This window comes from Gordonia desulfuricans NBRC 100010, from assembly GCF_001485495.1.
GTDB lineage: Bacteria > Actinomycetota > Actinomycetes > Mycobacteriales > Mycobacteriaceae > Gordonia > Gordonia desulfuricans.
The window spans coordinates 22,422-44,812 of the sequence record NZ_BCNF01000015.1; the positions used below are offsets into that span (position 1 = coordinate 22,422).

20 protein-coding genes are annotated in these 22,391 nt (G+C 68.6%); 10 read left to right on the plus strand and 10 right to left on the minus strand.

The features are described 5' to 3' along the window. Positions 1-6: 6 nt before the first annotated feature. Positions 7-5,496 carry an ATP-binding protein gene (locus GD1_RS02655; RefSeq protein ID WP_083533809.1) on the plus strand — a complete coding sequence of 1,830 codons (5,490 nt, stop codon included), beginning with the start codon at positions 7-9 and terminating at the stop codon, positions 5,494-5,496. 75 nt (positions 5,497-5,571) lie between these two features. On the opposite strand, the gene GD1_RS02660 is transcribed toward GD1_RS02655, so the two are convergent. Then, positions 5,572-6,138: an ester cyclase gene (locus GD1_RS02660; protein WP_020790427.1), complete on the minus strand. Its 567-nt coding sequence runs from the start codon at positions 6,136-6,138 to the stop codon at positions 5,572-5,574. A 121-nt stretch (positions 6,139-6,259) separates the two neighbouring features. On the opposite strand from GD1_RS02660, the gene GD1_RS02665 reads away from it, so the two are divergent. Both GD1_RS02665 and GD1_RS02670 read left to right on the plus strand, forming a co-directional pair. Then, positions 6,260-6,976 (plus strand): TetR/AcrR family transcriptional regulator, encoded by a 717-nt coding sequence (locus GD1_RS02665; RefSeq protein WP_020790431.1) that lies wholly within the window; start codon positions 6,260-6,262, stop codon positions 6,974-6,976. Between the two features lie 84 nt (positions 6,977-7,060). Continuing rightward, a complete protein-coding gene (locus GD1_RS02670; RefSeq protein WP_160319583.1) occupies positions 7,061-8,077 on the plus strand; it encodes an FAS1-like dehydratase domain-containing protein in 1,017 nt (338 codons plus the stop codon). 48 nt (positions 8,078-8,125) lie between these two features. Here the strand turns inward: GD1_RS02670 and GD1_RS02675 are convergent, their stop codons facing one another. The 4 genes from GD1_RS02675 to GD1_RS02690 all read right to left on the minus strand — a co-directional run bounded on the left by GD1_RS02675 (position 8,126) and on the right by GD1_RS02690 (position 11,453). Then, positions 8,126-9,523 carry an aspartate aminotransferase family protein gene (locus GD1_RS02675; RefSeq protein ID WP_053776796.1) on the minus strand — a complete coding sequence of 466 codons (1,398 nt, stop codon included), beginning with the start codon at positions 9,521-9,523 and terminating at the stop codon, positions 8,126-8,128. Positions 9,524-9,639: 116 nt separating this feature from the next. After that, the gene (locus GD1_RS02680; protein ID WP_307190330.1) at positions 9,640-9,816 is read right to left on the minus strand and encodes a hypothetical protein; all 177 of its coding nucleotides are present in this window, start codon (positions 9,814-9,816) and stop codon (positions 9,640-9,642) included. Between the two features lie 26 nt (positions 9,817-9,842). Further along, complete coding sequence (locus tag GD1_RS02685) at positions 9,843-10,718, minus strand: COG4705 family protein (RefSeq protein ID WP_307190331.1); 876 nt, start codon at positions 10,716-10,718, stop codon at positions 9,843-9,845. 15 nt (positions 10,719-10,733) lie between these two features. Then, positions 10,734-11,453 carry a phosphatase PAP2 family protein gene (locus GD1_RS02690; RefSeq protein WP_053776797.1) on the minus strand — a complete coding sequence of 240 codons (720 nt, stop codon included), beginning with the start codon at positions 11,451-11,453 and terminating at the stop codon, positions 10,734-10,736. Between the two features lie 96 nt (positions 11,454-11,549). Between GD1_RS02690 and GD1_RS02695 the strand changes: the two genes are divergently transcribed. Continuing rightward, positions 11,550-12,230, plus strand: a complete 681-nt coding sequence (locus GD1_RS02695) for a response regulator transcription factor (protein WP_053776798.1) — start codon at positions 11,550-11,552, stop codon at positions 12,228-12,230. Here GD1_RS02695 and GD1_RS02700 read toward each other — a convergent pair. Then, positions 12,200-13,726: a HAMP domain-containing sensor histidine kinase gene (locus GD1_RS02700; protein WP_053776799.1), complete on the minus strand. Its 1,527-nt coding sequence runs from the start codon at positions 13,724-13,726 to the stop codon at positions 12,200-12,202. The two genes, GD1_RS02695 and GD1_RS02700, sit on opposite strands and share 31 nt — an antisense overlap. 101 nt (positions 13,727-13,827) lie before the next feature. On the opposite strand from GD1_RS02700, the gene GD1_RS02705 reads away from it, so the two are divergent. Further along, positions 13,828-14,589, plus strand: a complete 762-nt coding sequence (locus tag GD1_RS02705) for an ABC transporter permease (RefSeq protein ID WP_053776838.1) — start codon at positions 13,828-13,830, stop codon at positions 14,587-14,589. A 99-nt stretch (positions 14,590-14,688) separates the two neighbouring features. On the opposite strand, the gene GD1_RS02710 is transcribed toward GD1_RS02705, so the two are convergent. Both GD1_RS02710 and GD1_RS02715 read right to left on the minus strand, forming a co-directional pair. Beyond that, a complete protein-coding gene (locus tag GD1_RS02710) occupies positions 14,689-15,459 on the minus strand; it encodes a metal-dependent transcriptional regulator (RefSeq protein ID WP_020789990.1) in 771 nt (256 codons plus the stop codon). A 101-nt stretch (positions 15,460-15,560) separates the two neighbouring features. Then, positions 15,561-16,013, minus strand: a complete 453-nt coding sequence (locus tag GD1_RS02715; protein ID WP_020789986.1) for an Lrp/AsnC family transcriptional regulator — start codon at positions 16,011-16,013, stop codon at positions 15,561-15,563. Positions 16,014-16,132: 119 nt separating this feature from the next. On the opposite strand from GD1_RS02715, the gene GD1_RS02720 reads away from it, so the two are divergent. Further along, positions 16,133-16,747 carry a LysE family translocator gene (locus tag GD1_RS02720; RefSeq protein ID WP_053776800.1) on the plus strand — a complete coding sequence of 205 codons (615 nt, stop codon included), beginning with the start codon at positions 16,133-16,135 and terminating at the stop codon, positions 16,745-16,747. 295 nt (positions 16,748-17,042) lie between these two features. Here GD1_RS02720 and GD1_RS25335 read toward each other — a convergent pair whose 3' ends face one another. Together GD1_RS25335 and GD1_RS02730 are read right to left on the minus strand one after the other, a co-directional pair. Continuing rightward, entirely contained in the window at positions 17,043-17,624 is a 582-nt protein-coding gene (locus GD1_RS25335; protein ID WP_053776801.1) for a hypothetical protein, read from the minus strand. Positions 17,625-17,667: 43 nt separating this feature from the next. Next, on the minus strand, positions 17,668-19,197 hold the full coding sequence (locus GD1_RS02730) for a PucR family transcriptional regulator (protein WP_059035457.1): 1,530 nt from the start codon (positions 19,195-19,197) through the stop codon (positions 17,668-17,670). Positions 19,198-19,286: 89 nt separating this feature from the next. Between GD1_RS02730 and GD1_RS02735 the strand changes: the two genes are divergently transcribed. From GD1_RS02735 to GD1_RS02750, 4 genes are all read left to right on the plus strand, one after another. Next, positions 19,287-20,273 (plus strand): isopenicillin N synthase family dioxygenase, encoded by a 987-nt coding sequence (locus GD1_RS02735; RefSeq protein WP_053776803.1) that lies wholly within the window; start codon positions 19,287-19,289, stop codon positions 20,271-20,273. Between the two features lie 314 nt (positions 20,274-20,587). After that, a complete protein-coding gene (locus GD1_RS02740) occupies positions 20,588-21,580 on the plus strand; it encodes an isopenicillin N synthase family dioxygenase (RefSeq protein ID WP_053776804.1) in 993 nt (330 codons plus the stop codon). Positions 21,581-21,585: 5 nt separating this feature from the next. Further along, entirely contained in the window at positions 21,586-21,864 is a 279-nt protein-coding gene (locus tag GD1_RS02745; protein ID WP_373855221.1) for a 2Fe-2S iron-sulfur cluster-binding protein, read from the plus strand. 122 nt (positions 21,865-21,986) lie between these two features. After that, positions 21,987-22,391, plus strand: coding sequence for a VOC family protein (locus tag GD1_RS02750; RefSeq protein WP_020791366.1), 405 nt, complete (start codon positions 21,987-21,989; stop codon positions 22,389-22,391).

Genomic DNA, 22,391 nt, shown 5'->3' on the forward strand with positions numbered 1-22,391 from the left:
TCGGTGGTGTTTGCACGTATTGCCATCGTGAACCGCGGTGAGGCCGCCATGCGACTCATCCACGCCGTTCGGGCGTTGTCCGCGGAGACCGGACAGCCCATCGAGGTCATCGCGCTGCACACCGATGTGGACCGCAATGCGACGTTCGTCCGTGAGGCCGACGTAGCCTACGACTTGGGGCCGGCCGCCGCGCGGCCCTACCTGAACCTGGAGATCCTCGAGCACGCCCTGCTCGAGACCGGCGCCGACGCGGCGTGGGTCGGTTGGGGCTTCGTCGCCGAGGATCCCGCATTCGCCGAGTTGTGCGACCGCATCGGTGTCACCTTCGTCGGACCGTCGGCCGAGGCGATGCGCAAGCTCGGCGACAAGATCGGCGCCAAGCTGATCGCCGAGGAGGTCGGCGTCCCGGTTGCCCCGTGGAGCCGCGGACCCGTCGACACCATCGACGACGCGCTCACCTCCGCTGCGCAGGTCGGCTACCCGCTGATGCTCAAGGCGACCGCCGGTGGCGGTGGCCGCGGTATCCGCGTGATCACCAGCGACGACGACCTGCGCGACGCCTTCGACCGCACCCGCGACGAGGCCGCCCGCGCCTTCGGCAGCGGCGTGGTGTTCCTGGAGCGTCTGGTCACCGGTGCCCGCCACGTCGAGGTACAGGTGATCGCCGACGGGCAGGGCACCGCCTGGGCCCTCGGCGTCCGCGACTGCTCGGTACAGCGCCGCAACCAGAAGATCATCGAGGAGTCGGCCTCGCCGGTGCTCGCCCCCGAGCAGGTCGCCGAGCTCAAGACCTCGGCCGAGCGTCTCGCGGTCGCCGTCGGCTACTGCGGCGCGGCCACCGTCGAGTTCCTGTACCACCCCGGTGAGCGCCTGTTCGCCTTCCTCGAGGTCAACACCCGCCTGCAGGTGGAGCACCCGATCACCGAGATCACCACCGGCTTCGACCTGGTCCGCGCCCAGCTGCGCGTCGCCGGGGGCGAGAAGCTGACCGGTGAGGCACCCCTCGAGCGTGGGCATGCCATCGAGGCCCGGCTCAACGCCGAGGACCCCGACCGCGACTTCGCGCCCGCCCCGGGCCGGATCGAGCGGCTCGAGCTACCCGCAGGACCCGGTATCCGCGTCGACACCGGAGTCAGCGAGGGCGACACCATCCCCGCCGACTTCGACTCGATGATCGCCAAGGTCATCGCCTACGGCCGCAACCGTGACGAGGCGCTGGGCCGGCTGCGCCGCGCGATGGCCGAGACCCGCGTCATCATCGAGGGCGGCTCGACCAACAAGAGCTTCGTGCTCGAACTGCTCAACCAGCCCGAGGTGATCGACGGCAGCGCCGACACCGGCTGGATCGACCGCGTCCGCGAAGAGGGCCGCCTGGTCGCCAACCGGCACTCCGCGGTGGCCCTGGCCGCCGCCGCGATCGAGACCTACGAGGAAGAAGAGGGCGTCGAGCGTCACCGCCTGCTGTCCACCGCCGCCGGTGGCCGCCCGCAGGTCCAGCACGACAGCGGACGTCCGCTCGACCTGAAGCTGCGTGGGGTGGGGTACCGCGTGCGCGTGGCCCGCATCGGTGCGCACCGCTTCCGTGTCGGCATCGAGGCCGGCGAGCTCACCCGCACCGCCGACGTCGACATCGAGCGATTCGACACCCACACCTCCCAGATGGTCCTCAACGGCGTCCGCTACCGCCTGGTGACCGGCACCCACGGGCCGATCCACCTGGTCGACGTCGACGGTGTGACCCACCGTGTCAGCCGGGACGAGGGCGGTGTGGTGCGCGCCCCGGCGCCTGCGCTGGTCGTGGCCACCCCGCTGTCGGTCGGCGACGAGGTCGAGGCCGGCGCCCCGGTCCTGGTCCTGGAGTCGATGAAGATGGAGACCCTGGTCCGTGCGCCGTTCCGCGCGCGGCTCAAGGAGTGCGTGGTCTCGGTGGGCACCCAGGTCGAGACCGGCGCGCCGCTGCTGCGTCTGGAACCGATCGTCGACGACGCCGAGGACGAGACCCCCGAGGTCTCCGAGGCCGTCGAGATCGAGCTGCCCGACGCCCCGGTGGACGTCTCCGCCGAGGACCGCACCAGCCGTGGTCTGGAAGACCTGCGCAGCCTGCTGCTCGGCTACGACGTCGATCCGCACGACCGCACCCGGCTGCTCAACGACTACCTGACCGCCCGTGCGACGGTGATCGAGGACGGACGTCGTCCGCTGGCCGACGAGCTCGAACTCATCACGGTGTTCGCCGATCTGGCCGACCTGAGCAAGAACCGCCCGTCGGAGGAGAACCTCGGCGACGAGCACGTGCACTCGTCGCGTGAGGGATTCCACACCTACCTGCAGAGCCTCGACGTGGAGCGTGACGGCCTGCCGGCCACGTTCCACGCCCAGCTGGGCCGGGCGCTGGCGCACTACGGTGTGCACGACCTCGAGCGCAGCCCGGAACTGGAGGCGGCGGTCTTCCGCATCTTCCTGGCGCTGCAGAACCCGGCACAGTCGGTCACCGTGATCAGCACACTGCTGCGCGAGTGGCTGCGGGAGCCCACTCCCCGCGACGAGTTGCAGGACGGTGTCGGCAACGCACTCGACCGCCTGGTGGCGGCCACCCAGGTGCGCTTCCCGGTGATCGCCGACCTGACGCGCGGCGTCATCTACGCCTGGTACGGCCAGCCGCTGCTGCGGCGCAACCGCGCCCGCGTCTACCGCGACGTGCGTGAGCACCTGCGCTACCTCGACGCCAACCCGGCCGCCCCGGATCGCGACGAGCGGATCTCGGAGATGGTCAGCAGCACCGAGCCGCTGGTGCGGGTGCTGGTGCAGCGGATGCAGCGTGAGAACGCCGATCCGACGGTGATGCTCGAGGTGCTCACCCGCCGCTACTACGGCAACAAGGGCCTCACCGCGGTCCGCATCGAGAAGCCGGCCGGCGCCACCTTCGTGATCGCCGAGCGTGACGGGAACCACCTCGTCTCGTCGGCGGTCCGGTTCGACGAGCTGGGGTCAGCACTCGGTGAACTCGGCCAGCTCGCCCGCGACACCGCCTCCATCGACGCCGACATCTACCTGAGCTGGGAGGACCAGCCCGACGATTTCGACGCGATGGCCGCAGCCCTCGGCGAGGTCATCGCGGCCGCGGTGCTGCCGTACTCGGTGCACCGGGTGACGATCACCGTCGCCGGCGCCGACGGTGCGTTCATGCATCACCACTTCACCTTCCGTCCCACGGCCACCGGTATGGCCGAGGAGCGGCTGATCCGCGGACTGCACCCGTACATCGCGCAACGGATGCAGATGGAGCGGTTGCGCAAGTTCGACCTCACCCGTCTGCCGTCGTCGGACGACGAGGAGGTGTACCTGTTCCGCTGCGTGGCCAAGGACAACCCGTCCGACGACCGTCTGATCGCATTCGCCCAGGTACGTGACCTCAGCGCCATGCGCGACGAGGACGGCCGGGTGCTCACCCTGCCGACCGCCGAGACCATCCTGGCCTCGTGCGTCGACTCGATCCGCCGCGCCCAGCCGCTCTCCGACCGCAACGCTGACACCAACCGGATCGTGCTCTACATCTGGCCGCCGATGGACCTGTCGGTGGAGAACCTCGACGTGGTGGCCGCACACATCCGCGGTACCGCGGCCGGTGTCGGTCTCGAGGAGGTCCAGGTGATCGCGCGTCGTCGCGATGCCGAGACCAGCGAGCTGAGCAAGGTCTCGATCCGCTTCGCCGCCAACCCGACCGGCAGCTTCGATGCCGTCGTCGAGGAGCCGACCGACGAGCCGATCGAACCGGTCGACGCCTACCGGCAGAAGGTGCTGCGGGCCGCCAAGCGCAACACCGTCTACCCCTACGAGCTGGCCGGGTTGCTCGGCGAGTTCGCCGAGTACGATCTCGACGCCGAGCAGCGGCTGGTGCCGGTCGACCGTCCGAAGGGCCGCAACAGCGCGGCGATCGTGGCCGGCGTGGTCACCACGGTCACCGACAAGTACACGCAGGGCATCACCCGCGTGGTGCTGCTCGGCGACCCGACCAAGTCGCTGGGCGCACTGTCGGAGCCGGAATGTGCACGCGTCATCGCCGCACTCGATCTGGCCGAGTCGATGCAGGTCCCGCTGGAGTGGTACGCCCTGTCCTCGGGTGCCCGCATCTCGATGGACTCGGGTACCGAGAACATGGACTGGGTGGCCCGCGCCCTCAAGCGTGTCGTGGAGTTCACCCAGGCCGGTGGTGAGATCAACATCGTCGTGGCCGGCATCAACGTCGGCGCGCAGCCGTACTGGAACGCCGAGGCGACGATGCTCATGCACACCAAGGGCATCCTGGTGATGACCCCGGATTCGGCGATGGTGCTGACCGGTAAGCAGTCGCTGGACTTCTCCGGTGGCGTGTCGGCCGAGGACAACTTCGGTATCGGCGGATACGACCGTGTGATGGGCCCGAACGGTCAGGCGCAGTACTGGGCGCCGAACCTGGCGGCCGCCCGCGACGTGCTGATGTCGCACTACGACCACACCTACGTGGTTCCGGGCGAGCGCACCCCGCGCCGTGCCCACACCACCGACCCGGTCGAGCGTGACATCTCCGATTTCCCGCACGTGATGGCCGACAGCGACTTCGCCACCGTCGGACAGATCTTCTCGGTCGAGCACAATCCCGACCGCAAGAAGCCGTTCGACATCCGCACCGTGATGCGTGCGGTGGCCGACCAGGACCATGCCGTCCTGGAGCGCTGGGCGGGCATGGCCGACGCCGAGACCGCCGTCGTCTGCGACGTCCACCTCGGCGGGGTGCCGGTGTGCCTGCTGGGCATCGAGTCCCGCGAGGTCGCCCGCCGCGGCTACAAGCCGACCGACGGACCGGACGCCTACACCGCGGGCACGCTGTTCCCGCAGTCGTCGAAGAAGGCGGCCCGGGCGATCAACGTCGCCAGCGGCAACCGTCCGCTGGTGGTGCTGGCCAACCTGTCGGGCTTCGACGGCTCGCCGGAGTCGATGCGCAAGCTGCAGCTGGAGTACGGCGCCGAGATCGGTCGTGCGATCGTCAACTTCCGTGGGCCGATCGTGTTCTGCGTGATCTCGCGCTACCACGGTGGTGCGTTCGTGGTGTTCTCCAAGGCGCTCAACCCGAACATGACCGTGCTGGCGATCGACGGCTCGTTCGCGTCGGTGCTCGGTGGCGCCCCCGCCGCCGCAGTCGTGTTCGCCGGTGAGGTCGCCAAGCGGGTGGCCGCGGATCAGCGGGTACGCGAACTGGAGACCACCCTGGCCGCCTCGTCCGGCGGCGACCGCTCGGCGATCGCCGCCGAGCTCGCCGAGACCAGGCAGTCGGTGCGCGCGGAGAAGATCAGCGAGATCGCCGCGGAGTTCGACGGGGTGCACAGCATCCGCCGCGCCGTGGAGGTCGGATCGGTGGACGCCGTGATCGCCGCCTCGGAGCTGCGTCCGCAGATCATCAGGGCGATCGAGGGCAATCCCGCGTGGTCGGACAGCAACGCCCACGTCGGGGTGTCCTGATCACCTGACCCGACGACTCGGGCCCCGACCTCCTGCGAGGTCGGGGCCCGCTCGCGTTCACCGGGTCCGGCGCGGTCAGTTGCCGTCGAGATCCGGGGGAGTGGTGGTCATCAGACGCGGATCGGGTTGACCGCCCGCAGTTCTGAGCACTCCCAGCACCGCCCTGCCCAACGCGAGGAGTCCGCGCGGTCCGCGCTTGTCGATCCCACCGAGGAGCTGCTTGACGATGGTCAGCTGGTCGAAGTAGATCCGTTCGGTGACGAGGTTCTCGTTCTCGTCGAAGATGAAGTACGCGGTCATCCGCGTCCGATGCCGCGACCCGGTGGGCGGGATCTTGCCGAGGTACCCCTTCTGGGTGCCGAGCAGCCAGAACTCGACGATCACCGCATCCACGCTGTGCCGGAACGCGATCAGTTCGTGGTCCTGATCGGGGAAGGCCACGCGGGTGTCGTGGTAGTAGCCGCGGACGTCCGAGTCGCCGTCGTGCACCAGCATCTGGGCGATCAGCTCGTAGTGCGGATGCGGGAACGTCGACAGCGTCGCGTCCCAGTCCTGGGCCACCTCGTCGTGGAAGTGATCGAGGACCAGCTTCTCCCGCGCGCGCAGCACGTCTTCGGGCGGCAGGGTGAATCGTGATCGCATGGGTCTCCTGTGATCGTCGTGAGCGGGCCGTGACCTAAATACCCACACCGTGGGTAATATGCGTCACAGACTAGCGCCGACCTGATGACCGAGGCAACACCATCGGGCAGAATTGTCCGGCGTGACCACCACCTCGGGACCACGCCGTGGCCGACCCCCCAAGGGCGAGTCGGGGCTCACCCGTACGGCGATCGTCACCGCGACCCTCGCCGCGATCGACCGCGACGGCGTATCGACGGTGGGCATGCGGTCGATCGCGCGTGCACTCGGGGTGGACCCGAAGAGCCTCTACAACCACGTGCACGGGCTCGACGGACTGCTCGACGCCGTCGCCGAACATGTCCTCGGCTCCGTCGAGCTGCCGCAGGTCACCGGCGACCTCACCACCGACCTCACCGCGGTTGCGTACGCCTTCCGTGCAGCGGCGCTCGCGCATCCACACGCGGCGGCGCTGGTGCTCACGCGTCAACTCGACTCAGTCGAGGGTCTGGCGCCGGTGCAGCTGGTGCTCGCCACCCTGCGCGACGCGGGTTGTCCCGCCGAGGAGTCCGTCCACATCCTGCGCGCCCTGCTGGCGGCGGTGATCGGTGCGCTGTTGCGTGAGGTCGAGGCCGGCCCGACCTTCGGCTCCACCCTCGCCGCAGATGTCGCGAGAAGAACTGCAGCCCTGGCTGATTCGGGATTCCCTGCGGTCGCCGAGGCCGCGCCGTTCATCGCTCGGTTCGACGGTCCCGCCGAGTTCGAGTACGCGGTGGGATTCGCGATCGATGCAGTCCGTGCACGGCTGCGACGCGACTCCGATGCCTCGGGTTCCCGAATCCGGCATCCAGACCACTGACCTGCACCTATCCTGAGCCGAGGCCCGGCAACCGGCCACAGGGGCCCGGATCGTCATCGCAGTCGGATGACCAGGAGGCCGCCGATGCGTTCGCAACCGTCGACGTCATCCGACGATCCCCGGTGCGTCCGCCGGATGTCGAAGGACCATCACACCGTGGGACGAGAAGAGGTCCGCACCTTCGCCCGCGTGGTCCACGACTGGAATCCGCTCCACCACCGGGAGGCGGCCGCCCACGCGGCCGGACATCGCGCCCTGCAGGCGCCGCTGACGTACGCGGCGGCCATCGCGGGACCCATGGAACAAGCCGACCTCCTCGCCGATCTGCCGGGCGGATACGACCTTTCGCAGCTGCTACACGTCAAGGAGCGGCACATCTACCACCAACCGGTCTACGTCGGTGACCGACTCTGGCGCGTGTCGTGGGTGAAGTCCTATCGCCCGTCCGAGCGTGCCGACGTCATCGTGATCGAGAACCAGTTCGTCCGCGCCGACGGCGAGGTCGTGCAATCGATGTGGACCTCACTGCTCGGGCGCAGCGGCGGTGGCGTCGACCCCGACATCGTGCGGGCGGCCCATCAGGTGATGGCGGTCGTGCCGGACATGCCCGAGACCGTCCGCATCGGCCCCGATCCGGACGCCCTCCGTGAACCCGGCGACTTCCGGCCACCCGGCCCGGCGACCACCTGCGCCAACAAGTGGGAACGCGGAATGTTGTTGCCCGAGCACACCTTCGAGATCTCGCGCACCGATCTCGTGCTCTACTCGGGCGTCTCGGCAGACCCGAACCCGGTGCACTTCAGCGAGCACCTCGCCCGGCTCGCCGGGCTCGAGACCGTCGTTGCCCAGGCGATGCTGACGATGGCGCTCGGCGGCGCCTATCTCGGGACACTCGTCGGCGACCCGGCGTCGGTGCGAGAGTACCGCGCTCGTTTCACCAGTCCGGTCTACCTCCGCGCGACCGAGCGGGCGACGCTGAGATTCGGCGCGAAGGTCAGACATCGCGACCCCGAGAGCGGGAGGGCCGAGCTGAGCATCACCGCCACGCACGATGGGCGGAGGATCTTCGGACGATGTTCTGCGACGGTGGATCTGCGCTAGGGCCCCACGGGAGGGTGGCCCCGGTCCCGCTCGTTCTCGGGGTGACGGTCACCGCTCCCCGGTGACGTGCCGGTCGGCGACGTCGAGTGCCCGGTCGAGGATCTCCAGCCCGGCCCGCGCCTCGTCGGCGGTGACGGTGCACGGCGGGACGACGTGGATACGGTTGTAGTTGGCGAACGGCAACAACCCGGCCGACTTGCAGGCTGCGATGGTCTCGGTCATCGCCGGGCTGCTCGAACCGTAGGGCGCCAGTGGTTCACGGGTCGCGCGATCGGCGACCAGCTCGACCGCCCAGAACACACCGACACCACGCACCTCGCCGACACTGGGATGCCGATCGGCGAGTTCGCGCAGGCCGGGGCCGATCACCTCGGCACCGATCGTGGCCGCGTTCTCGACGATCTGCTCGTCTTCCATCGCGCGGATGGTGGCGACTGCTGCCGCGGTCGCGAGCGGATGACCGGAGTAGGTCAGTCCGCCGGGATAGGCGCGGTGGGCGAAGGTCTCGGCGATCGCGGTGTTGATCACCACACCGCCGAGGGGGACGTATCCGGAGTTGACGCCCTTGGCGAAGGTGATCAGATCCGGGGTGACGTCGCCGTGTTCGAACGCGAACCACCGTCCGGTGCGGCCGAATCCGGCCATCACCTCGTCGGCGATGAACACGATGCCGTGGCGGTCACAGATCTCTCGCACGCCGGTGAGATAACCGGGCGGCGGGACCATGATCCCGGCGGTACCGGGCACCGACTCCAGGATGATCGCCGCGATCGTGCCCGAACCCTCCATGGCGACGACCTGCTCGAGGTGCGCGAGTGCGCGCTCGCACTCCTGCTGCTGCGTCTCGGCATGGAACTGCGAACGGTACAGGAACGGCCCGAAGAAGTGGACGACGCCGCGGGTACCGGAGTCGGTCGCCCAGCGCCGCGGGTCGCCGGTGAGGGCCACGGCGGTGTCGGTGCCACCGTGGTACGAGCGGTAGCGCGACAGCACCTTCGGCCGGCCGGTGTGCAGTTTGGCCATCCGCACCGCGTGTTCGACGGCGTCGGCGCCGCCGTTGGTGAAGAACACCTTGTCCAGGCCGGCGGGGGTGTGGGTGGTGATCAGCCTCGCCGCCTCCGACCGCGCGTCGTTGGCGTGATGCGGGGCGACGGTGCACAGTTTGGCCGCCTGCGCCGCGATCGCCTCGACCACCTTCGGGTGCTGATGGCCGATGTTGGTGTTCACCATCTGCGAGGAGAAGTCCAGCAACCGCTTTCCGTCACCGTCCCACACATACGATCCCGCCGAGGCGGTGATCGTCATCGGCGAGATCTCGGCCTGTGCCGACCACGAGTGGAAGACGTGGGCACGGTCGAGCTCGTAGGCCCGAGCCGCCTCGGCCCTGGCGTCGGCCGCCGAGAGCCCGTTGGGCAGCGTCGGGGCTTCGTCGTCGATGAGGGTCATGGCCACGCTCCGTACACGGTGATTCGGGTAGTCGCCGTCATCCTAAGGGGACAGCCCGTCGTCCGCGGGATCGAGGGCGCCCCCGCGCGTTGGCGGCTTCGGCCCCGCTCGCGATCTCAGGGCCGATCGTGATGATGGCGAGCCGAGGCCCAGCCCGCGTAGTCGTGCATCCAGTCATCGACGTGGACACCGGAGGTATGCCTCCACTGCACGGTGTCGGCGGAGGCGTCCCGGTCCAGGGCGGCGAGTGCCGAGAGGGCGAGGCACAGCACCGCCACACCCACTGCGACCATGACCGCCACCCGGAGCCGACCGGGCCTCACCAGGACAGCCCCCGAGTGGATCGGGCCGGCGAACATGTCCTCACGCACCGACGCCCACCTCCGTTCCGGTTCGTCCCCCGGTACGGTCGACCCCGGTGACCGAGAGGTAGGCAACGAGTACCACCATCACGGCCAGGAACACCACATTGGTCACCGTCGTACCGAACCCCAGCCCCCCCGGCCGTGGGCGACTGGGTCAGAAGGTCACCGAGCGAGGCCCCCAGCGGTCTGGTCACGACGTATGCGGCCCAGAACGCGACGACCGCCGGCAGCCCGAATGAACGGTGTGCCACCGCGATCGCGACGATCACCAGTGCGAAGACCGCCGCCGACAGCCGGTAGCCCAGGTCGAGCCGTTCGGCGATCAGGTCACCCGCAGCGGTGCCCAGCGCGAAGGTCACCAGGATCGCGAGCCAGTAGAAGGCCTCACGCCGCACGGTGCGGATCGAGTGGATCGACAACGTGCGCTCCACCCGATACCACGCGGCGAACACGAGCATCAGCGCCACGGCGAACACCGTCGTCGAGGTGATGAGCGGAACACCCCACGAATCGGTGAGGGTGTCGGTGACGAGCGTGCCGGTCACACTGATGACCAGGACGGTCCACCAGTACACGACAGGGATGTAGCGCCGCACCGAGAACTGGACGATCAGCGCGATCACGGCCAGCACGAGGGTCACGATGGTGGTGGTGCGCAGCCCCGCACCCAGGGTCATGTTCAGATAGTCGGCCGCGGTCTCACCGACCGTGGTGGCGAGGATCTTGATGATCCAGAAGAAGATGGTGATCTCGGGGACCTTGTTGGCCCGCAACACCGTCCACACCGGGGTGCCGACGGCGGCGGTACGGTCGTCTCCACACGGGCTCATCTACTGCCTCCCCGCTCAGCGCAACACCGCGCGATGGCGGGCGGCGTCCGGTCCGGGTGCGGCACCCGGCAACAACTTCCGCGCCGCCGACGGCGCATGCGGACCGAACCTGGCCAGCACCGCGACGCTCAGTTCCGTGACGGTCACGCCGACCGCCACCCCCAGTGCCGCTCCGGCCACCACATCGCTCACCCAGTGCACACCGAGATACAGACGCGTACCCGCGGCGACCACGACGACCACGGTCGCCAGGAACCACGCGACCATCCGCGTCGACCGCCGGGCCCGATCGGTGACGAGCACCACCAGCGCACAGACCAGGGCGGTGGTCCCGGTGACGTGTCCGGACGGATACGAGTAGGTCATCTCGAGCACTCCGAGCTGATCGAGCGCCGGGGGCCGGTGACGGGACACGATCAGCTTGGCCACCTCACCGAGTGCCCCCGCGACGGCGACCGTGGCGATCAGCGCGACGGCACGGGTCAGAGCCCGGTCCCGGATGAAGAACCCCAGTGCCGCGATCGCGGTCCACGCGGTCACGCTGACCGGACCGAACGCGAGGGTGACCTGGGTGATGATCGTGGTGGCGGTACCGCCGCGGTGCGCGACGAACCAGCTCATCACCGCGTCGTCGATCCCGGTGGGTGAGCCGTCGAGCATGAAGGTGATCGCACCGATACAGACGACGAGGATTCCGGTGATTCCGGCGGCAATTCGCAGGGGATGACTTCGCACGTCCTACACCGTGCTCCGGGGCCGCTGTGAGGACGCTGAGGTCACCTGAACGGGTCGTGCGCGGGAATCCCGGGTGGATCGTCCATAGTGGTCTGCATGCGCATCCTCGTGGTCGACGACGATCGGCACGTGGCCGAGACACTGCGCCGGATGATGGTGGCCGAGGGCTGGGTGGTCGAGGTCGTCCACGACGGAGTGCGGGGCCTCGAGAAGGCCACGATCGAACGCTTCGACGTCATCGTGCTCGACATCATGATGCCCGGGCTCAACGGCTACGAGGTGGTGCGCAGGCTCCGCAGTGCCCGCGTGTGGACGCCCATCATGATGCTCACGGCCAAGGACGGGGAGTACGACCAGGCCGACGCCTTCGACTTCGGCGCCGACGACTACCTCACCAAGCCCTTCTCGTTCGTCGTGCTGATCGCGCGTCTGCGTGCCCTCGCGCGACGCGGTGCACCCGAACGTCCGGCGGTGCTCACCGCGGGTGATCTCACCCTCGATCCCTCCGCACACACCGCCCACCGCGGTGGCACCCTGCTCAAACTCACCCCGAAGGAGTTCAGCCTCCTCGAGTACCTCATGCAGCACAAGGGTGAGGTGGTGTCCAAGTCGGAGATCCTCGACTCGGTGTGGGACCCGCACTATCGCGGTGACGACAACGTCGTCGAGGTCTACGTCAGCTATCTGCGGCGCCGGATCGACGCCCCGTTCGGCTGCAAGACCATCGAGACCATCCGGGGGGTCGGCTACAAGTTCGCCGCCGACGGAGGTGGCTGATCGGGCCAGCCGTGCACCGGGAGCGTGAACCCGATCGCCGCACCCCCCGATTCCGAATCACCGATCGTCAGCTCACCGCCGTGTGCCCGGATGATCTCGCCGACGATGGCCAGCCCGAGGCCGGATCCGGTCGAGTCGCCCGCGCTGCGCTGCCGGGCGGTGTCCAGGCGTACGAACCGCTCGGTGATCCGATCCTTGTCCTCGTCGGGGATCCCGGGTCCGTCATCGGCGACGACGACAGTCACCGTTCCGGCCGGATCGGTGTCCACATCCGTGGCGTCCATCGGAGAGCCGTCCACATCCGAGCCGTCCACAGCGGTGCCGACCCCCCGGGGCGGCGCGTCGCCGATCCGCTCCATGGTGATCGACAGACGTCCGCGCGCATAGCGGGCCGCGTTGTCGGCGATGTTGCGCAGGGCGCGCGTGAGCTTCTCGGCATCACCGGTGATCCGGGTGGCGACGATCCGCGTGTCGATCTCGAGGTCGGTGACGGCCTCGAGCCGGGCCACCTCGGCGCTCACGATGTCGTCGAGGTCGACGTCGTCGAGCCGCAGCGGCACGCCGCTCTCGTCGGCGCGGGCGAGCAACAACATGTCGGCCACCATCTGCTGCAGACGCAGTGCGTCCGGCAGCATCACCTCGGACGCCGTTGCCGTGTCGATCGGCTGATCGGTGGCCCGCGACAGGTCGAGGAGCCCGACGAGCGTGGTCAGCGGACTGTTCAGTTCATGTGAGGCGTTGTTGACGAACTGCAGCTGGCGGCGCCGGGCGGACTCGATCCGCCCGAGCATCCCGTTCATCGTGTCCGCCAGGGCGGCGATCTCGTCTCCGGTGGCCGGCACCGGCACGCGTTCGGTCAGGTCGCCGCCGGAGATCTCGTCGACCCGATGACGGATCCGATCAACCGGTCGCAGCGCTCGACCCACCAGCACATACGTCAGCCAGGCCATTCCCACCACGACGATCGGGAAGACGATGCAGCAGAGCACGGCGACCAGTCCGACGGTCCGGTTGATCGGATCCTTGCGTGCCCCGACCTCGACCGTGAGGACACCATCGGAGGTCGACACACCCAATGCGCTGACGCGGAGGTCGTCACCCATGTCGCCCTGCTCGGCCTCGTGTTCGCTGCGGTGCTGTCCCGGTTGCAGCGTCGGCAGCAGCGGCTCGACATACCGCGGGTCGTTCGTGACGACGACGCGCCCGTCGGCGTCCACGACCTGGATCACCGCGATGTTCTGGCCGGTCGTCAGGAGCGACCGGTCGATGGTCGACAGGCCTCGGTCCCGCACATTGTCGGCGATCTGTTGCGCCCGGGCCGCGGTGGTGGCGTCGGCGCTGCGCACCAGCACATGGTGGAGGGCGAAGACCATCACCACCGCGGCGATCGCGAGCGCGATCGTGACGAGAGCGGTGGCGATCAGGGTCAGGCGCATGCGCACCGGTCGCGTCCTGCGCACCGCACGGCTGACGGCCGTTGTCAGGTGAGCACGCATCCGTCGACAGTAACCGCAGTGCGGGACGTCGCCACGATCGTCCTCAGCGATGTCCAAGCCTGCCGATTGCCCGACGACCGGCCGGACGACAGGATGTGCGGGTGACCAATCTGAACGGCGCGCTGATCCCGATCGGCCCCGGACTCCTGGTGGTCGTCGCCGTCCTCGCGGTGGCGGCGGTGCTGGTGAACCGATGGAGCGGGCCGGGATTGGCGACGACGACAGCTGTGGCGTGCCTGCGCGCGGTGGTCCAGCTGGCTGCTCTCGCCGCGATCCTGGCACTCGTGATCGGCCGGTTGTGGGCGTCGGCACTGTTCGTCGTGGTGATGGCGTCGGTGGCGGCGTGGACGTCGGCCGGTCGGGTCACCGGTCGGCGTGCCCGGCCGGTGGCGTTTCTCCGTTGTCTGTTGCCGGTCGCGGCTCCGACGCTGGTGCTCGTCGTCGTGCTCGTGCTGATCGGGATCCTGCCGGCGAACGGTCTGGTGATCATCCCGACCGCCGGGATCATGTTCGGTGGCGCGATGAACACCACGTCGCTGGCCGGCAAGCGGGCCCATGACGAACTGCGTACCCGGAAGGGTGAAGTGGAGGCAGCACTGTCATTGGGATTCCTCCCGCGGGACGCGCGCCTGGAGATCTGTCGTCCGGCCGCGATCACCGCGCTCATCCCGGGCCTGGATCAGACCCGGTCGGTGGGACTGGTGACGATCCCTGGCGCGTTCGTGGGCATGGTGCTCGGTGGCGCGTCGACGACCGCCGCGGCGGCGATGCAGTTGTTCGTGTTGATCGCGTTGCTCGCGGTGAGCGCGGTCGCGGCGGTCATCACCGTGGAGATGGTGGCGCGCAGCCGGTTCGGACTCTGACCGTACTGTGGGTTCTACCGACACTTGGTCTGTCGACACTTGGTCTGTCACCACGCAGTCGGTCACCACGCAGTCGGTCACCACACGGCCGGGCGGATCTCACACCACCCGCAGCGACCCTCGGCTCGGGCCGGCCGCCCCGGTGTCGACCCGGAGTACGTGGCCACGATTGCGGGGCAGATCGACGACGTCGAGTCCCCGTACCTCGAAGTGGTTGCGGCGCACCCGGACCGTGACCCGTGCTCCCGGGATGATCCCGGCGGAGATCAACCGATCCATCAGCGGGGCATCGTCCTGACCGCTCTCCGCGATCAGCGCGACGGTCCCGGTGACGGTGGTTCCCGGCGGTCCCAGGTCGACCAGCGGGACCGCGGAGACCGGCTCGGCGGGTGCCAAACCGAGGAGGTCGAGTCCGGGGACGGGGTTGCCCCACGGGGAGCGGCGCGGATCGTCGAGGGTCGCGGCGATCGACCGTTCGACGTCCTCGGTCATCACGTGCTGCCAACGCAGAGCCTCGGCGTGCGCCGCCTGCGCAGGCATCCCGAGGATCTCGGTGAGCATGCGTTCGGCCAGGCGGTGGCGCCTGGCGACCACGACGGCGTGGCGGAGCCCGAGGTCGGTCAACCGGACGTGGTGGTCGGTTCCGACGGACACCAGCCCGGCCGAGGTCAATCGGGCCACGGTCTGGGTGACCGTGGGTCCGGCCTGCCCGAGCCGTTCGCTGATCCGGACCCGGCGCGGCACCACGCCGTCCTCGACGAGCGTGTAGATGGTCCAGAGATAGGCCTCGAGTGCGGGGGTCATCGGCACGGTCGGAGTGTCCACGGCCGAGGAACCGTCGGTGACGTCACGAGTTGAGGAGACCGGCATGGCAAGGACTCTAGGGTCGGAATGCGAGCCGTCCCAGCGCTCCTAAGCGTGCCCTAAGCTTCGCGGGTCGGCCCGCCGCAGAGAATCACCGCCGCAGAGATTCACAGCGGGAGGGGCCGATTCTCGACGACGGTCTTCATCACCAGCGTCGAGACCAGCCGCCGCACCCCGGGCAGGGTGGCGAGACGCTCGTCGTAGATCGTCTGGAAAGTCTGCTGATCGCGTGCGATGACGCGCAGCAGGTAGTCGGGGTCACCGAAGAGCCGTTGCGCCTGCAGGACGTAGGGGACGGCGGCGACCGCCTCTTCGAACGCGTCGATCGCGACACGGTTGGCCGACTCCATCGAGACGAAGATCAGCGCCTCGAAGGTGAGTCCGAGGCCGCCGGCGTCCAGAAGGGCGTGATATCCACGGATCGCCCCGGATGCCTCGAGCGCTCGCAGTCGCCGATGGCAGGGGGACAGGCTCAGGTTGACCCGGTCGGCCAGCTCCGTGACGGTCAACCTGCCGTCGGATTGCAGCGCCGCAAGAATCTTCTTGTCAGTCCGATCCATGAGAAAGAATCTACTCAGGTTCAGCGCTCATGACGAGATGTGCGCAAACATTTCCGCCCGTCTCCGGCATAGCGTTTCGGTAGTAGATATCGAGAAGACACAAGGGTTGAGGTGTAGGCATGGCATGGCAGTCGGTCGCCGCATTCTGGGCGGTCTCGCTGGTGTTCGTCCTCACTCCGGGCGCCGATTGGGCGTATGCGATCGCTGCCGGGGTCCGGGATCGGACGGTGGTTCCCGCCATCGGCGGCATGCTCGGTGGCCACGTGCTCGCCACCGTGGTGGTCGCGACCGGAATCGCCGCGGTGATCGCGGGCACGCCGGAGGTGATGACCGCGGTCACCGTCACCGGCGCGCTCTACCTCGCATGGTTGGGGATCGCGACCCTGCGCCATCCACCCACGCCGCAGATCGCCGAGACATCGGGTGACATCTCGTGGATTCGTCGGGCAGGCAAGGGTTTCGGTGTGAGCGCACTCAACCCCAAGGTGTTCCTGCTGATCGTCGCCCTGCTACCGCAGTTCACCACGGCCGGTTCCGGATGGCCGATCGGCTGGCAGATCACCGCCCTCGGCGCCGTCCACCTCATCGGGTGCGCGGCGGTCTATGCCGCTGTCGGCCTGAGTGCGCGGCGGGTGTTGCGGGCCCGGCCGTCGGCGGCGCGGATGGTGGCGCGGGTGTCGGGTGTGGCGATGATCGGGATCGGGGCGGTGTTGGTCCTCGAGAACGTGCTGTGACCGTGACCCCGCTGCTCGTTGGGCCCGTGTGAACCCGAAGCAAGTGTGATGGACGAGACTCGTCATCGATTCGAGACCACACGCTGCCGCACCTGGAATCGGGGGTCCGAGATCCGCCAGACCCGCAGAGGGGGCCGCCCCACGAACCAGCCGGTCTCAGCCGGTCCAGGCCGGCGACCGGGTGTGGCGCGTGGGGTCCATCGATTCGTTCGGTCCCTCACCTCGCGCCGACCTGATCGTGATCAAGTACGAGTTCGTGCGCGCCGACGGGCACGCGGTCCAGTCGGGGTGGACATCACTGTTCGCGCGAAGCGGCGGTGGTGTCGACCCCCGCGATCGCCGACGAGACCAGGCGGGTGATGATCGTGCCCCCCGATGAGCCGGTCACCGAACCGATCGGACCCGATCTCACGATGGTCGCCGACGATCCGCAACGCCGATGGACCCCGCGGCCCGCCACCACACCGGTCGGTGCGTGGCAGGGCGACAACGCACTGCGGGAGTACACCGCACACATGACCCGCGCCGACCTGGTGCAGTACTCGGGTATCGCGGGGATCCCGATCCGATCGGCTTCGGCGGCCGGCTCACCCGGATGGCCGGTCTGGACACAGTGGTGTCCCAGGCCATGCCGACGATGGCGCCGGCCGGCGCCCACGTCACCGCGCTCGTGGGCGACCCGGCGGCGGTGCGTGGGTTCCGCGCCACGTTCACCAGCCCGGTGTTCGTACATCCGGACCGCCCCGACGAGGTCACCTGCGGTGCCAGGGTGACGGACCTCGACCTCGCTGCCCGGCGCGGCGAACTCGCCATCACCGCAACACATCTGGGCACGCTGGTGTTCGATCGGTGCTCGGCGTTCGTCGATCTGCGTCAACGGCCGGTCCGAGAACCTCGACGGTCGGCCGATCAGATCGAGCTCAGCCGACCAGGTCGTCGGTCTTGTTGTCCAGGGCGAACATCCGCAACGCGGTGAACACGGTCAGCCGGTGTTCGGGATCCGACATGATCGGTCCGACGATGGTCTCGATCCGGGTGATCTTCCCGCGCAGCGTGTTCGGATGGATGTACAGGCGGCGCGCCGATTCGCTGATGTTGCAGTCGGTGGCCAGCAGCAGCCGCAGCACCCGCCGTTGTTCGAGTGCGTCGTCGGTGTTGTCGGCGATCGACCCGAGCGTCTCGGCGACGAACACGCGACGCACGTGTTCGGGCAGTTGGTAGAGGATCGCCAGGACACCGAGATCGGCGTGCCGGGTGAGCCGGTTGATCGCGCCCGTGCGGCTCCCGACCGCTGCCGCCCGACGGGCCTGGCGGAACGACCCCGTGTAGCCGCGGACGTCGCTGGCCGGATCTCCGGAACCGATGGCGATGGGAACCGGAACGGCCCGGCAGATGTCGCGGGCGACTGCCGTCAGATCGACATCGGCACGCAGGAGCACGACACACAGACCCTCTTTGACGATCGTCACCGACGCCCCGTCGAAGCGCAGACACACCGAGTGGATCTGCGCCCGGAGCCGTTGCAGCCCTGCCATGTTCACCGACACGCTGAACACCTCGACAGCAATCGCGACCGCCGGGAGTCCCGAGAACAGCGTCAGCCGCCGACTCCGGCGAACCGCCTGTTCCCGGAGGGCGAGATCGTCGCCGAGGATGTCCTTGAGCGCCCGTGCCGCTTCCATCGCGCGCTCGTCACCCATGGTCGGCAACCGCGTGTGCAGCGCGAGGAGAGGCCGTGCCAGCTCGATCATCTCGTGCTCGGACTCCCCGAGTGGACGAGCCCGCCGGATCACCAGGGAGGAGCGTGGGCCGAGCCGGACGGTGATGTCGGTGCCGCGCGAACCCACGCCCGTGCCGGCCCGGCCCGCCGTTCGGGCACCGGTGTCATCGGCGATGAAATCCACTGGCGCCTTGACCATCTCGGAGAGAACCAGCACCAGTTCGGCAGGCGACGCCGCCGCCCGCAGCAAGCGCTGCGGGATGTCGGCGGCTGCCGGTTCACTGCCGGGCTCCGGATCGCGGGGGCGCTCGACGAGCCGACGGACCCGTTCGGTCAGACCCGGCCGTGACTCCCGGTCCCACAGGACCGCGACCCCGCACCGCTCGGCCTCGGACACGAACGCCGCCGGCGGGTTCAACGGACGAGCCGGACACACCATCACGGCGCCGGGGCCGTGATGGTGCAGCACGGGGCCGAGGAGGGCCACCAGATCGGGCATCGGACCGTCGACCCGGTCGGGTCGCCACGTCATGAGCACGAGATCGCCCTCGCCCGGCACCGGCATCTCGTCGTCGCGGTCATCGAGGTCGACGACGCGCCGGATGATGTGCCCGGTATCGGCGCGTTCGGTGACGATCACCGTCTCGGTCTGCGCCGCCAATGTGGCGACGGTCACCGCCGGACATGACCCCGGTTCGGCTGCCAGGGGAACGTCACCCCGGTCCGCCATGTCTTCCTCCTGGGGTTCACACCGCCGTACGGCGGCCCAACGGCCGAACGGATCCCGCCGCCGGACGGCCAATGATGCACAGTAGTCGGATGACCTCGCTCCCGCCGCTCAGCCTTGCCGACGTGTGCGGTCCTTCGGCCTCCGCACGCGCCCGTCAGTTCGACCTCCTCGACGCCGCGTTGTCGAGCGTCGGGTACGCCTACCTGGACGGTCACGGCATTCCCGCCGACCTGACCACCGAACTGTTCGGCACCACCAGGGACTTCTTCACCGGCGATCCACGGATCCGGCATGAGGTGGCGCAGCCCGAACCCCAGCAGGTCCGGGGATGGTCGGGCGTGGGGTCGGAGAGCATGTCGTTCGTCCTCGACGAGGAGTCACACGGTGACCTCAAGGAGAAGATGGACATCGGCCCGCTGGACATCACTGCCGACGACGCCGACCCGTACACCCTGCGCTTCGTCAACCTGTGGCCACGTGGACATCCCGGCTTCCGTCCGGCGTGGGAGGAGTACTACCGGCACCAGCGTCGGATCGGCGCGGCCCTGCTCTCGCTGACCGCCGAGGGATTCGACCTCCCACGCGATCATTTCGAGCCGCTGTTCACCGACGAGCTGAGCATGCTGCGGGCGCTGTTCTTTCCCGAACAGGTGGCCGAACCCCTGCCGCACCAGTTCCGGGCCGGCACCCACACCGACTACGGCGCGTTCACCATCGTGTGCGCCGAATCCACCGTCGGCGGTCTGCAGGTCTTCGATCCGGACGGTGAATGGCTGGAGATCGCCACCTCGCCGTCGCGCCTGGTGATCCTCGTGGGTGACCTCCTGGCCGAGTGGACCGCCAACCGGTGGCCGGTCACGGTCCATCGCACGGTCAACCCACCTCGCTCGGTCGCCTTCGAGAGTTCACGGCTGTCTTTCGCCTTCTACCAGCATCCGTCGTACTCGACCGCGATCACCGAGCTGCCCGCCCTGGCGACCCGTTCCGGCGGATACACCGAAGAGCTCCTGGCGGGGCCGCACCTGGTGGAGAAGTACGTCCGGCAGACCACCTTCGACCACTTCCCCCGTCGCTGATCGCACCCGTGGCCGAATCACCCCGTGGCCGAATCACCCCGTCGACGAATCACCCCGTCGTCGAATCACCCCGTAGCCGAACCGGGGCCGGCGATCGGCCCGGACCACGCATCCCCCGGCGCACGTGTGCCCGTGTTACGCGGGTGCGTCGTCCCATCACCGGGAGATGTCCGTTCGTTTCCTCTGTGTTTCCGCTGTGACGGTCGGTCAGCCACCTCGGACACATGTGGTGAACCGTGCCCATTCTTCTGACGTCCGCGACCCGACAGACTCATTCACGTCGGAACAATTGCTTTGTCGCTCAGGAGGTTTTCGTGACCGTAGTGCCCCTCATCGACGTCTCCGCATTGCTCGGGGACGACGAGGACGCCAAGAACGCCGTGGGTGAGGCCTTCGACGAGGCCGGCCGGGAGATCGGCTTCTTCCAGGTCGTCAACCATGGTGTACCCGACGAGGTCATCGATGCCATGTACCGCGTCTCCGACGACTTCTTCGCCCTCGGCACCGAGGAGAAGCGGCTGGTCCAGCAACCCACCCCGGAGGCCGTCCGGGGCTACTCCTCGATCGGCGAGCAGGCCTTCTCCTACAGCGAGGACATCCGGCAGCCGCGGGACCTGCACGAGAAGTTCGACGTCGGCCCGGTCGACGTCGACCGCTCCGATCCGTACTATTCACCGGACAGCTCCGGACCCCACTTCCTGCCCAACACGTGGCCTGCACGGCCCGAGGGGATGGAAGAGATCTGGACGTCCTACTTCCGCGAGATGAACGCGCTCGCACGGCGTCTGATGAGTGCCTTCGCCCGCGGCCTCGACGTCGATCCCGACTACTTCGTCGACACGATCGACCGGGACATCAGCATGCTGCGTGCGATCAACTACCCGCACATGGACACCCCGCCGCAGCCCGGCCAGATGCGTGCCGGTGCGCACACCGACTACGGCAGTCTCACCATCGTGCGCCAGGAGCAGGCCCCGGGCGGGCTGGAGGTGTTCACCCAGGACGGCGACTGGGTACCGGTCCCGGTGGTGCCCGGTGCGCTGGTGGTCAACATCGGTGACCTGATGGCCCAGTGGACCAACGACCAGTGGATCTCCACCCGCCACCGGGTGCGCCCGCCGCAGCCGGACGCCGCGGGCAACACCCGCCGGATGAGTCTGGTGTTCTTCCACCAGCCCAACCACGACGCGGTGATCGAGTGCCTGCCGAGTTGCGTCGAACCGGGTGAGGAACCCCGGTATGCCCCGATCAGCTCGGGCGACCACCTCACCTCGAAGTTCGAGAAGACCATCTCCTTCGCCGGCTGATGGATGTGTCGGCGAACCGACCCTTCGAGATCGAGCTGGCGCGGACCGGTGAGGTCGTCGTCGTCCCGTCCGATCGCTCGGCGCTGTCGGTGCTGATGGCGGCCCGGGACGGCCTGGACTCCAACTGTCTTCGCGGTGAGTGCGGTGCATGCGTCCAGACGCTGATGTCCGGCGAGCCGGATCATCGCGACACGGTGCTGTCGGACCGGGCGAAGGCCGCCGGTCGGCGGTTCATCCCCTGTGTGAGTCGCGCACCCGGTGGACGTCTGGTCCTCGATCTGTGACCGCACGCCCGATGGACGTGCGCCACCGGCGGCGCGGAACACACCGAAGCCGGTCACCGAAAACACTGCGGGACAGCAGTTCCCGTATCGATCGCCCAGAAACTGTCGAATGAGAGGACACCATGTCCGGCCCCTACCTGTCGTTCGCGAGTGTGATCGCCGACGACATCGTGGCCCTGAGTTCGTTCTACGCCGAGGTCTTCGGTCTCGACGAGGTCACCGAGTTGCGTTCGGAGCACTTCCGCGGACTCCGACTCGGTGACACGATCCTCGGATTCAGCACCTCGCACGCCTATCAGTTGTTGAATCTCACCCCGCCACGGGACACGTCGGGTACCACCTCCTTCATCACCGTCGAGGTCGACGACGAACCGTCCGTCGACCGGCTCACCACCGCTGCGGTGGCCATCGGGGCCCGGTGCGTCGCCGGCCCTACCCGCACGTATTACCGAGCGTGGCAATCCGTCCTGCTCGATCCGGAGGGAAATGCGTTCCGGATCAACCATCTTCGACTCGGCGACCACTGA